The following is a 12,621-nucleotide window of genomic DNA, read 5'->3' as shown; positions in this document are numbered from 1 at the left end:
GCGCAAGGGTAACCGTTTGCTGGTCAGTCACATCGATGCGTTGGGATGGGCTTTTCGGTACGTCAGGGAACGACATCCATTCCGGTTGGAGGCGGTGGTGGTCTTGCCGGATCATCTCCATTGTATTTGGACGTTGCCTTCCGGTGACTCGGATTTTTCCATGCGCTGGAATGTACTGAAAGGGCACTTTTCTCGTGCCATCGACGAAGGCGAACGAATCTCTCAAAGCCGGGAGAAACGAAGAGAACGGGGTTTGTGGCAACGTCGATTTTGGGAGCACCTGCTGCGCGATCAGGACGATTTCAACAAACACGTCGATTACATCCATTGGAATCCGGTAAAACATGGCTGGGTCAAGCAGGTTGCAGATTGGCCGCATTCGAGCTTTCACGACTATGCGGCCCGTGGCATTTATCCGGTAAACTGGGGTTGCGAGAGAATATTCGACGTTTGCGCGGGTGAATAACTCGAACGATGCGCTTCGTTCCTCAGCACATCCTACACGGGCTGAGTAGCGGTAGCCGATGGGTTTGTGGTGGGTTTTCTCGGTCCCTGCTTGGGCTTGCCCTGCCCTTCGGCGCGATCCTCTTCGCCCGCCTCTCCAAGTTCCGCAGCGCTTGACATACCGCCCGGCAAGGATCTGGCCCCGAGCTGGCAATTATCGCGGAGGTCCCGTTGAAACCTAACGGACCAAAAAGCGCACGTCCGGTGCTCGCTGTGCGCACGCGGAACAAGGGTTATGCTTGATGAATGTCACGTTATCGGAGAAACTGGTATGCGTTCGGTACACCGCTATGACAAAGTGCGCAATAGGCGCTACAAGACTGTAGATCTCATCGTGGATGAAGTCTCGTGGACTCCTAAGGAGGCCGTCCGGAACGGCCCGGCGCACCGCAAACCGTCCGATCGCGTCGGCGTTCGTATTGACTATCACGAGGTAGAGCTACGTGAAGAGGTCAAGGCGGTCTGGGGAATATGGCGACCCAAGCAGAAACGTTGGGAAATGTCCTACGGCACCGCAGCCACACTGAACCTCGCGAACCGCATTTGAGATGGACTAAACCTATATACATTCATATATATAAGGCTAGATGTATATATCTATATACAGCTGTTTGTATATGAATACATATGCTTTATGATGGTGGGGTTCGTTAGTCCATTATATGTTAGCTGGAATGAGGATAACCACACCGAATGCCGGACTTTGATATCGGCCTGCGATACTACACGGTCATCCCTGACGGATACCTCGATGAATTTCGAGCGTCCTTTATAGATGACGACGTGCGTCTATCCGAACAAGAACTCGAACCGGCACCATTCAACGCGATGGAGTGGGTGATTCCCACTGCCGTCGCAGTCTACGTGGCAAAACCATTCCTCGACGCAATTATCAAACGCGCGGCGGACGACTTTGGCGATGCAGTCTACCCTCGTATCAAAGCGGCTATCATCAATCTCGCGAAGAAACTTTACGTCCGCGAGCGGCTCCCATTGGTCATGATTACCAGCCAAGGACCCAACGATGACTCGTCAGACGTAATTCAGTTTTCAATTTGCTCTGAAACCACTACCAAACGGCGCATCAAGTTCGTCTTCACTAAAACTTACGCCGAACAACAATACGAAACCTGTATCGACCAAATATTCACCATTCTTGCTGAACATCACGGCAGCGGAGACGGTAGGGACGCCCTTTCACAGCAGATTGCTCAGCTACCCGCAATCCGGCGAGATCAGATATTCCTTGTGTACGACGACGAATCAGAGACGTGGTCCGTGCGTGATCCGATTCAGGCCACCCTCGATCGCAAACGCGCGTCGGACCAAGGCAGCTAACGAAACGCTCAACCGGAGCGGCGGGTTGGGCGCGGAATCACAATTGAAAGTCGCTGGCCGCCGCCCGGTTAGCGTTAACGTTTAGACGGCGCTCGTCGGCTCCTCGGCCCGCCTTTACGGTGAAGAGCTACCATGTCAGAAGCAAACGCTAGGTTCCTAGGTACGATCCCCGAGCTATATGATCGCCACCTCGGCCCAGTGATCTTCGAGCCGTATGCTGCGGACCTGGCTCGCCGAGTGACGGTTGCTACGGCTGCGCCCGTGTTGGAGATAGCCTGCGGAACTGGGATTCTCACTCAGCACCTGCGCGCGCGCCTGTCTCCCCCCGTCCGGTTGGTCGCCACCGATCTGAACCAGCCAATGATTGACTACGCACGCTCCAAGCTAGGCGCGCTGGCGCCCATTGACTGGCGCCCGGCCGATGCCGCAGCCCTTCCGTTTCCTTCCGCCTCGTTCGCCGCCCTGGCTTGTCAATTCGGCCTGATGTTTGTCCCCGACAAGGAAGCGGCGTTCCGTGAAGCCCGGCGAGTTCTAGCGAAGGACGGTTTGTTCGCCTTCAACGTGTGGGCTAGCTTTGAACACAACCCGTTTGGGCGCATCGCGCATGAAACCATTGGAAGTTTCTTTTCCGTGGACCCGCCGAACTTCTATCAGGTGCCGTTCGGATTCCACGATCCTGATGTGTTGCGGCGTTTCCTGGATGCAAACGACTTCGGTCAAGTGGAACTTGAGTGGGTCACCCTTGAGGCTCGCAGCCCGTCCGCGAAATCGTTAGCCATCGGACTCGTCAAAGGCAACCCCGTAAGCATCGCAATCCAGGAGCGTGAGGTCGCCCTAGATCCAATCGTTGACGCACTCGAAGCTGCTTTAGCGCGAGTCGGTGGCGATCATCCGTTCCGTTCAACGATGCGGGCGCTCGTAGTCACTGCGCGGGCGGGCGCCATCTAACCCTCCAATTCCTCCTCATGCCTCAGCAGTTCGACGATGTCTGTGATTGTGTTGACGCCGCGCTCCGGCGTGTCGGCAAGCGCATCGTGCTGGCATTGCCGCTCGCGCTCGGCAACCCCGTACCGCTGGTAAATGAGTTCTACCGGCGCGCGCTCCGCGATCGGTCGATTGAGCTTAAAATTTTCACCGGCTTGAGCCTGCGCAAGCCGCAAGCGTCGAGCGAGCTCGAACGCCGCTTCCTCGATCCGTTCGTCGCGCGGGTCTTCGGCAACTGCCCGGAGCTCGACTACGTCGCGGCCGTGCGTGCGGGCCAGGTGCCGTCCAACATCGAAGTCATCGAGTTCTTCCTGGAGCCGGGCACCTATTTGGGTAACGCTTACGCGCAACAGCATTACCTCAGCGCCAACTACACGCATGTCGCCCGCGAGCTGCTCGCGCACGGCGTGAACGTCGTGGCGCAGATGATCGCAACGCGGGTGAGCGACGGGCGCACGGAATACAGTCTAAGCTGTAACCCGGACGTGACCGTCGATCTGCTACCGGAGCTCGACGCTGCCCGCCGCGGCGGGCGCGAGATCGTCACCATCGGCGTTGTGAATCGCCATCTGCCGTTCATGTTCGGCGGTGCAGAGATCGCGGAGAGCGCTCTGGATTTCGTCGTCGAACATTCGCGCTATGACTACGATCTGTACTGCCCGCCGAACCTCGCCATCGGTACGGTGGATTACCTGATCGCACTGTACGCCAGCGCACTGGTAAAGGACGCGGGCACGCTCCAGATTGGCATCGGTGAGCTCGGGGATGCGATCGTCTATTGCCTGCAGCTGCGGCATCAGCACAACGCCACCTGGCGAAGCGTCCTCGACGACTGTCGCGTGCTTGAACGCTTCGCTCCGCAGGTCGAGCAGATCGGCGAAACCGAGCGCTTCGAGCGCGGCCTCTACGGTTGCACCGAGATGTTCGTCGACGGCTTTCTGGATCTCTATCGATCCGGGATCCTTAAGCGGCGCGTGTATTGCCACGCGCTCGTCCAACGACTGCTCAACGAAGGCAAGATCACGGAACTCATCGACGCTCGATCTCTCGAGCGGCTACTCGAGGCGGGACTGCCGCCGCTCCTTAATGAAACCGCGTTCGCTTCCTTGCAGCAGGCGGGCGTATTTGCGGCCGAGTGCTGTTACGAGAGCGGCCGCATCCGCACTCCACAGGGCGAATGGCTGTCGGCGGACCTCTCGGACGCGGTGACGCGGGAACGGCTTGCGCACGAGTGTCTCGGCGCGCACCTGCGCGAAGGCGTGCTGCTGCACGGCGGCTTTTTCCTGGGACCCAAGGGCTTCTATGCCGCGCTGCGTGACCTACCCGAAGCCGAGCGGCGGCTTTTCGACATGACCGGCGTGGGCTTCATCAACCAGCTCTACGGTGAGGGCGCGGCGCGCCGCATCGCCCAGCGCCAGCATGCGCGCTTCATCAACACTGCGATGATGATCACGCTCACCGGCGCGGCGGTTTCGGACGCTTTGGACGATGGGCAGGTCGTGAGCGGCGTCGGCGGACAGTACAACTTCGTGTCGATGGCACATGCGTTGCCGGGCGCGCACTCGATGTTGGCGGTGCGCAGCGTGCGCACCAAGGCCGGCCGCACGACCTCCAACCTCGTGTTAAGTTACGGCCACACCACTATCCCGCGACACCTGCGGGATGTGGTGATCACCGAGTACGGCATTGCAGAGCTGCGCGGCAAGACGGACAGCGAGGTCATCGCGGCGCTGCTCAACATCGCCGATGCGCGCTTTCAGGACAAGCTGTTAGGTCAGGCACAGGCTGCCGGCAAACTCCCACGCGACTACCGGATCCCTGAAGCTCACCGCAACAACACTCCCGAGACGCTGGAGAGGGCGCTCGCGGGACATCGCCGCGCGGGGTTGTTCTCGGCGTATCCGTTTGGCAGCGACTACACCGCCGAGGAGCTTGTGCTGGCCCAGGCATTGAAGCGGCTGCGCGAGCGCATGGAAACGGCGGCCGGCAAGGCTGCGGCCGTGGCAACGGCGCTCCTGCGGCCGGGGATTTCGGCGCCCATGCGGCCGTATCTGCAACGCATGCGGCTCGACCGGCCGCAGAACATGCGCGAAAGGCTGTTGCAGAGACTGGTGGCAAGCGAGCTTCGGGGGCTTCTGGGCTGAGGCCAGTGTCACATCGGCGTCATCTGAAACCTGTCCGTGGCGAATTCAGAAAGCGGGCTATCCACTTAACGCAAGTTGTCACAACGTGTTGTGGTCCGGAAATCTTGTTTCTAACCAGCGCGCTACTGTTTGACGCGTTTGAGGCGAGCGCCTTGTTGGGCGGTGACGTTACCGCGCTCAAGCATCACGGCCACTTGTCCGTAGCAGGGGCCTTCCAGGTCATGCAGATCATGCTCGACATCGACATTCTGGCCACACTTGCTGGTCCATTTCCCATTTGATAACTGCCTTGCTGCGTGCGTGGGCACGTCGGCCAGTGCGTAGATCGCTACCTTCTCCTTATTTGGTTCGACATCGGGTCCTTCGGCAGTCGCGTATCCGAGAGTCCCGAACGCCTGTCGAAATGGGTCGAGCGTTGCTCGCTGGGGTACGCCCGGGGGCCAGTAGGTATATGGCGAAGGCCACCAGCACCTCCGATGGTCCCCGGCAGCCCAAGCCATACAGTTGTATTTGACAGTTGCGGAACTCGTGACCTGAACGTTCAAAGAAAGATGCGGAAAGTTGGCGAAGAAGCCCGCCGGGTCAACGATTCGCATTCCTCCGTCTCCACTCTAACCAGGCCCGGCGCATAGCAGTAATATCGCCTCGCTGCTCGTAAGAAACGGGGTCCACCCCGGTTATGGATCTCAGCGCAGGAAACCACATTCCAGCCTTCCGTCGAAGTCTTTCGAAGATGAGCGGCGTGACGGCGGGGCCCATGCCGATTATTTTCTGGTATGCGTCATTAAGGACAATCTGGTCGATCGATGAGAGATTTCTCGTTTCACGTTCCCACCGATCGGCTAAAGACTTGAACCGCTGCGAAACGAGCGCCTTAGCATCATGCGTGTCGAAAACCGGGCTAAACGGAAGAGAGGATATACTTGACCTCGGTTTGCTCCGCTGAATTAGCGCTGGAGTGCGAGAGGGCTCCGTACTAACGTCGAAGAAGATGCTGTGGCCACTGAAGGCGCGTCTTGGACCGAAGTCGGTTATTTGGTCCATTTGTACTATTCCTTCTTCTCGGGGTTTTGGGCCACAGCGTCCAGTGTGGCGATCATCTGGGTCAACCAGTCACGAATCGCGCGCGCGGTGTCCACGCCCATAATCGCATCGACCTCCACCTCGCGGACGATTGCAGCACGGACCTTCTTGTCGGTCTGCTCCCCGAGCCGCCCGTCCTTTACCTCGAACTCCTCGGCCGTCGGAATGGCGTTGCGCTCGCTGAAGAGCGCCATATGGATAGATCTACTTGAAGGTCGTAGTCCTCCATGTGCGCCGTCCACGCAAATGACTCGGAAGAAGTTGCTCTTGATGTAGTCGTACCGAATCTTTCCGGTCAAAGGTTTAATGACGATTTTTTTGTTTTCATTGACCATGGCCATCTCCGCACATGCACTACGTTAGCTTATCATGATAAACTACCCGCCTGGATCCGGGAACCTGGTGGGGTGCCTTCCGAGTCATCGAGTCGGACGCACTCGCAGAGCCGAGGTCATATTTCATACCCTGTTGTGGTGCCTTACGTTAAGTGGATGGCCCGGTTCAAAAATTCCGCCAATGCCTTCGCCGTGTGCGACCCCTTGCGCAGGCGTGCCACCTCTTCAGGTGTGCCCTGCGCCGTGATGCGCCCGCCGCCGGCGCCGCCCTCGGGGCCGAGATCGATCAGCCAGTCGGCCTCGGCGATGATGTCGAGATTGTGCTCGATGATGACCACCGTATTTCCCCGATTAACGAGCCGGTGCAGCACGCGGATCAGTTTCTCCACGTCTGCCATGTGCAGGCCGATGGTGGGTTCGTCGAGCACGTAGAGCGTGGAGGTTGGTTTTGCGCGCTTGGAATTGCCGTTCGAGAGCGGCAGTTCGCCGGACTCTTCGGTCTTCGCCTTCGCGAGTTCCGTCACCAACTTAATGCGCTGCGCCTCGCCGCCCGAGAGCGTGGGCGACTGCTGGCCGAGCGTGAGATAGCCGAGGCCGACGTCTTGCAGCAGTTGCAGCGCGCGGACTATGCGCGTGTGGGCGCGGAAGAACTCGAGCGCCTCGTCCACGTTCATCGCCAGCACCTCGGCGATGGTCTTGTCGCGGTAACGCACCGCCAGCGTCTCAGCGTTGAAGCGCGCGCCGTTGCATACCTCGCACGCCACGCTGACGTCGGGTAGAAAACTCATTTCGATGGTTTTGATCCCTCGGCCCTCGCATACCTCGCAGCGCCCGCCGGCGAGGTTGAACGAAAACCGCGGCGGGCCGTAAGCGCGCAGCCGCGCCTCTTTGGTGCCGGCGTAGAGTTTCCGAATCTGATCCCAAAAGCCGGCGTAGGTTGCCGGGCAGGAGCGCGGTGTCTTGCCGATGGGCGTCTGATCCACCTCACACACGTGCCGCAGCGCCTCGAAACCGCGGATCTCGTCGCACCCTACGAAACTCGCCCGGCCGTTTGAGGCGAGCGCGCGCTTCAGGTTGTCGTGCAGTACGCGACGCACGAGCGTGCTCTTGCCGCTGCCCGAGACGCCGGTGACGCACACCAACCGCCCGAGCGGAATGGTGGCGCGCAGGTTCCTCAGATTATGCATCGAGGCAGCGACGATCTCGAGTGCAGGGTCATTCCTGCGCCATGGCCGGCGCGGCAGCAGCGGATGCTTCAACGGATGCGCCAGGCAGCGACCGGTGACGGACTCGGGGGTGCGCGTGAGCTCGGCTAGCGATCCTTCGGCGACGATACGCCCTCCGAGCTTGCCGGCACCCGGACCGAGATCAATCAGGTGCTGCGCCCGCCGTATCGTGTCTTCGTCGTGCTCGACCACAACCACGGTGTTGCCCTTGTTCCGGAGCGCGCTGAGCGTGTCAAGGAGTTTTAAGTTATCGCGGTGATGCAATCCAATCGTCGGCTCATCCAGGATGTAACAGACGCCGCGCAGGTTCGAGCCGAGTTGCGAGGCGAGCCGGATGCGCTGGGCTTCGCCGCCCGAGAGCGTGGGCGCGGAGCGATCGAGCGAGAGATAACCGAGCCCGAGCTGTTGCAGGAACTGCAACCGCGAAGCGAGCTCCGGCAGAATATCGCGCGCGATGTCGGCGCCGCGGCCGCGCAGTTTCAGCTTGTCGAAAAATTTCTTCGCCGCTTCGACCGAGAGCGCGGCGAATTCCGCAATCGACCGGTTCTGGAATCGCACGGCCAACGCCGTGGGGTTGAGCCGCGTGCCTTCGCAACTCGGGCACACCCTTTCCGCGCCTTCCCACCAGTCATTCCACCAGATTTCCTCGCCGGTTTGTTCGCCATCGAAGCCGCTCATCAAGATCCCCGTGCCGTAGCAGCGCTCGCACCAGCCGTGCTTGGAGTTATAGGAGAACAGCCGCGGGTCGAGTTCGGGAAAGCCGCGGCCGCAGCTCGGGCAGGCGCGCTTCGTGGAAAAGGTGGTGTCGGTGTTTTTCTTGCCGCGACCCTTGCCGGCGGAGACGATCTGCAGCACCCCCTTGCCGAGGTCGAGCGCGCGGTTGAGAGCCGCGCGCAATTCCTTCTCGCCCTTCGGGGTCACCTGGATTTCACCCACGGGCAGTTCGATGTTGTGTTCCCTGAAGCGCGCCAGCCGCGGCCAGTTATTGGTTGGCGTCATGCGGCCGTCCACGCGCAGAAACTCGAAGCCCTTGGCGAGCGCCCACTTGGCGAGATCGGTGTAATAGCCCTTGCGCGCGGTCACCAGCGGCGCCAGCACCAGAACTCTTTGGCCCCGAAGCCCGGACATGATGCGCGCCAGGATCGCCTCCGCCGTTTGCGCCTCGATTGCAAGCCTACACTCGGGACAGTATTGCATGCCGAGCTTCACGAACAGCAGGCGCAGAAAGTGATAAATCTCGGTGAGGGTCGCGACCGTGCTCTTGCGTCCGCCGCGCGAGGTGCGCTGTTCGATGGCCACCGTAGGCGGCAGCCCGAAGATCGCATCCACGTCCGGCCGCGACGCCGGTTGCACCAGCGAGCGCGCATAGGCGTTGAGCGATTCGAGATAGCGGCGCTGGCCTTCTTTAAAAAGAATATCGAACACGAGCGTGCTCTTGCCGCTGCCCGAGACGCCGGTGACGACGGTAAAGCGCTCGCGTGGAATGTGCGCTTCGATATTTTTCAGATTGTGCTCGCGCGCATGAAGGATGCGGATGGTGTTGTCGGCCGCGCGCAAAGGCGCGGCGGTGCGCTTCGGTACGCCGGCGCGTTGGTTTGCGGCGTCGGCGTACTCTCGCAGCGCTTTCCCCGTATGACTAGTCGGATGCGTGGCCACGTCTTGCGGCGTGCCGATGCAAACGATTTCGCCGCCGGCATCGCCGCCTTCCGGGCCGAGATCGATGATCCAGTCCGATGCCCGGATCACATCGAGGTTGTGTTCGATCACCACCAGCGTGTTGCCCTCGTCGAGCAGCCGCTGGAAAGCCTTTAATAAGGTGGCGATATCATCGAAGTGCAGGCCCGTCGTCGGTTCGTCGAACAGAAACAGTGTGCCCCGGTCCTTGTCCTTGCGCGTCTTGGCCTCGGCCAGATGTCCGGCGAGCTTCAACCGCTGCGCCTCGCCGCCGGAAAGGGTCGGCACCGGTTGGCCGAGCTTTAAGTAGGAGAGGCCGACCGCCGCGAGCGGTTCGATCCCACGCAGGATGCCGGGGTAGCGGGCGAATGACGCCGTCGCCTCCGACACTGTCATGTTGAGGACATCGGCAATGGATTTGGCGCCAGAGTTAATACTATTGAGCACGAGCTTCACTTCCAGCACCTCCGCGCGGAAGCGCTTGCCATCGCAGTCCGGGCAACGGATGTACAGGTCGGAAAGGAACTGCATCTCCACGTGCTCGAAGCCCGCGCCGGTACAGGTCGGACAGCGGCCGTTGCCGGCGTTGAACGAAAACGTGCTCGCCGTGTAACCGCATTCGCGCGCCAGCGGCTCGCTGGAAAAGAGCTTGCGTATTCCGTCCAGCGCGCCGACGTAGCTCGCCGGATTCGAGCGCGTGGTCTTGCCGATGGGCGACTGATCCACTAGCAACACGTCATCTATCAGTTCGTGACCGCGAATTGCCCGGTGGCTCCCCGGCGCCTCCTTCGGCCGGCCCTTGAGCTTGGCGAGCGCGTTGTACAGCACCTCCTGCACCAGCGTGGATTTGCCTGAGCCGGACACGCCGGTGATGCACACTAGGCGCTGGAGCGGGATCTTTACGTCCACGTTTTTCAAGTTGTTCTCGGCCGCACCGAGGATTTCTATGGTGGTATCGGCGGGCGGTTTCGATGGCGCGTGCGCGACGACGGACTTCGCGCCGTTAAGGTATTGCGCCGTGAGCGAGCGCTTCGATCGTTTCAGTTCCTCCGGTTCACCGAAGAACACAATCTCCCCGCCGCGCTCACCCGGACCGGGACCGATGTCGAGAATGCGGTCGGCAGCGAGCATTACCTGCGGATCGTGCTCGACCACCAGCAGTGTGTTGCCGGCATCGCGGAGCTTGTGCAGCACCTGCGTCACGCGGCCCATGTCGCGCGCGTGCAGGCCGATCGAGGGCTCATCGAGCACGAACAACGTGTTCACGAGCGAGGTGCCGAGCGCGGTCGTGAGGTTGATGCGCTGCACCTCGCCCCCGGAGAGCGTGCGCGACTGGCGGTCGAGCGTGAGATAACCCAGGCCCACCTGGACCAGATAACCGAAGCGCGCGCGGATTTCCGTGAGCAGCAGATCGGCCGCTTCATCGAGCGGCGCCGGCAAATGCAGGTCCTGAAAGAATGCCTGGGCGCGCTCGATCGGCAGCGACAGCAGGTCGTGGATGTTGAGTCCCGGGAGCGCCGCGAACGTCACCTCCTCGCAGGTCACGTCCGCTGGACGAAAACGCGCCGTCGCAGCGAGCACGCGGTCGGCGTCTTCCTTCGTGCCCAGTCGCCACAGCAGTGCCTCGCGTTTGAGCCGCGCGCCGCGGCAGGCGGGGCACGGTGTGTACGCGCGGTAGCGTGAGAGCAGCACGCGCACGTGCATTTTGTAAGCTCTGCCCTCGAGCCACTTGAAGAAGCGCTCGACGCCGTACCAGAGCTTGTCTTCCCATCGGCCTTCGCCTTCGATCACCCAATGCTGGTGTTTCTCCGATAACTCACGCCACGGCACGTCGGCCGGCACGCCGCGCTTTTTCGCGAAGCGCATGAGATCGTCTTGACACTCGCCATAAGCCTGCGTCTGCCACGGTTTGATGGCGCCCTTGCGCAGCGTCTTCGATTCGTCCGGGATGACCAGGCCGTAATCAATGCCGATGCTGCGGCCGAACCCGCGGCAGATCTCACAGGCGCCTATCGGCGAGTTGAATGAGAAAAAATTCGGGACCGGATCGCGGTAGGCGATATCGCACTCGGCACAATGCAGAGCCGAGGAAAATCGCCACGCTGCACGCGGCTTGCCGCCGCCCTCGAGCGGCGTCACCGTCACCCGCCCGTGCCCGTGCTTCAGCGCCGCTTCCAGGTCCTCGACGATGCGCGCGCGATTCTCGCCATTCAACCGCACCCGGTCCTGAATCACTTCGAGTTGCGCGCCCTCGCGTTGATGTATCCGCGTGTAACCCTGCTGCGCGAGAAAGCCTTTGATCTCGTCTTCGGTGAAGTTTTTCGGCACCGTGACGGAAAAGCTAATAAGGGCGTTCGTCCCGTTCACGCCGCGCGTGAGCAATTCGTTAACAATGCTGTCGGGGGTGTCGCGCCGCACCCCGTTGCCGCAACCGCGACAGTAGAGCTTGGCTGCACGCGCGAACAACAGCTTCAAGTGATCGTTTAGCTCCGTCATCGTACCCACGGTCGAGCGTGAGGTGCGCACGGGATTGGTCTGGTCAATCGCAATCGCCGGCGGGATGCCCTCGATACGCTCGGCCGCGGGCTTGTCCATGCGCTCGAGGAACTGGCGCGCATAGGGCGAAAACGTCTCGACGTAACGCCGTTGCCCCTCGGCGTAGAGGGTGTCAAACGCCAGCGAAGATTTCCCCGATCCCGACACACCGGTGACCACGATCAGCTCGTTCAGCGGCAGCTCGAGGTCAAAACCCTTCAGATTGTTCTGCCGGGCGCCTTTAATAAGGATATGGTTGTGCAAAATCAGTGCGCTGGAAAGCTAAGGAAGTCGGGAGTATATACCGCGAACGGGCATAATTTTCTAAGCATGGATGACCTCCATATTACCGTCACCCCGGCGGAAGCCGGGGTCCAGTGCCGCGCATGAAGGCTCGCCTGGATGCCGGTTTTCACCGGCATGACGGAAGAGAAAACGTAGATAAATGACCGTTGTTTGCGCGGGGCGGAACACCGGTGGTGGTACCCGCGATCGTGCGACTGAAGTTTCCGGTCCTATGCTCGGCGATGAGCCCGGCTGCTCAAACGGGTGTTCGATTTTGGCATCGATAAGCCAGATACATGGACGTATCGCAGTCAGCTCCTAAGGACGGAACAGTGTCTCCACTGTGGCGGCACCTCGAAGATCATCGCCGGCGCTTGCCGTTGACGATCTTGCCGACTGGGATGTGGGTCTAAGCGAGCGAGCCAGGGCCTAGGGGTCATCATCCGCTCATAAGGATAGCGTTTTCTCTGTTTGCCCTTGGCGTCGATGATGAGCTCTGGGAAGAAGCAAGGC

General features: G+C 60.7%; 8 protein-coding genes. 5 read left to right on the top strand and 3 right to left on the bottom strand.

The window, feature by feature from the left end:
* The 5 genes from M3436_15295 to M3436_15275 form a co-directional block, all read left to right on the top strand.
* Nucleotides 1-466 (top strand): transposase (locus tag M3436_15295; GenBank protein MDQ3565426.1); only part of this gene is annotated, 466 nt, incomplete at its 5' end.
* 309 nt (nt 467-775) lie between these two features.
* Nucleotides 776-1,051, top strand: a complete 276-nt coding sequence (locus tag M3436_15290; GenBank protein ID MDQ3565425.1) for a hypothetical protein — start codon at nt 776-778, stop codon at nt 1,049-1,051.
* A gap of 146 nt (nt 1,052-1,197) precedes the next feature.
* Nucleotides 1,198-1,842, top strand: coding sequence for a hypothetical protein (locus tag M3436_15285; protein MDQ3565424.1), 645 nt, complete (start codon nt 1,198-1,200; stop codon nt 1,840-1,842).
* 132 nt (nt 1,843-1,974) lie between these two features.
* The gene (locus M3436_15280; GenBank protein MDQ3565423.1) at nt 1,975-2,790 is read left to right on the top strand and encodes a class I SAM-dependent methyltransferase; all 816 of its coding nucleotides are present in this window, start codon (nt 1,975-1,977) and stop codon (nt 2,788-2,790) included.
* Nucleotides 2,791-2,807: 17 nt separating this feature from the next.
* The gene (locus tag M3436_15275) at nt 2,808-4,970 is read left to right on the top strand and encodes an acetyl-CoA hydrolase (GenBank protein ID MDQ3565422.1); all 2,163 of its coding nucleotides are present in this window, start codon (nt 2,808-2,810) and stop codon (nt 4,968-4,970) included.
* A gap of 122 nt (nt 4,971-5,092) precedes the next feature.
* On the opposite strand, the gene M3436_15270 is transcribed toward M3436_15275, so the two are convergent.
* The 3 genes from M3436_15270 to uvrA all read right to left on the bottom strand — a co-directional run bounded on the left by M3436_15270 (nt 5,093) and on the right by uvrA (nt 12,087).
* The gene (locus M3436_15270) at nt 5,093-5,566 is read right to left on the bottom strand and encodes a hypothetical protein (protein MDQ3565421.1); all 474 of its coding nucleotides are present in this window, start codon (nt 5,564-5,566) and stop codon (nt 5,093-5,095) included.
* A 453-nt stretch (nt 5,567-6,019) separates the two neighbouring features.
* Nucleotides 6,020-6,388, bottom strand: coding sequence for a hypothetical protein (locus tag M3436_15265; protein MDQ3565420.1), 369 nt, complete (start codon nt 6,386-6,388; stop codon nt 6,020-6,022).
* A gap of 143 nt (nt 6,389-6,531) precedes the next feature.
* On the bottom strand, nt 6,532-12,087 hold the full coding sequence (gene uvrA / locus M3436_15260; GenBank protein MDQ3565419.1) for an excinuclease ABC subunit UvrA: 5,556 nt from the start codon (nt 12,085-12,087) through the stop codon (nt 6,532-6,534).
* Nucleotides 12,088-12,621 lie beyond the last annotated feature (534 nt).

Source organism: Pseudomonadota bacterium (genome assembly GCA_030859565.1).
Classification (GTDB): Bacteria; Pseudomonadota; Gammaproteobacteria; order JACCXJ01; family JACCXJ01; genus USCg-Taylor.
The sequence above is the reverse complement of the archived record's forward strand: the minus strand, read 5'-3'. Positions and strand labels throughout refer to the sequence as shown.

Coding starts and splice junctions, on each gene's coding strand:
- M3436_15275 (MDQ3565422.1), top strand. CDS start 2,808: ATGCCTCAGCAGTTCGACGATGTCTGTGATTGTGTTGACGCCGCGCTC.
- M3436_15265 (MDQ3565420.1), bottom strand. CDS start 6,388: ATGGTCAATGAAAACAAAAAAATCGTCATTAAACCTTTGACCGGAAAG.
- M3436_15290 (MDQ3565425.1), top strand. CDS start 776: ATGCGTTCGGTACACCGCTATGACAAAGTGCGCAATAGGCGCTACAAG.
- M3436_15280 (MDQ3565423.1), top strand. CDS start 1,975: ATGTCAGAAGCAAACGCTAGGTTCCTAGGTACGATCCCCGAGCTATAT.
- M3436_15270 (MDQ3565421.1), bottom strand. CDS start 5,566: ATGCGAATCGTTGACCCGGCGGGCTTCTTCGCCAACTTTCCGCATCTT.
- M3436_15285 (MDQ3565424.1), top strand. CDS start 1,198: ATGCCGGACTTTGATATCGGCCTGCGATACTACACGGTCATCCCTGAC.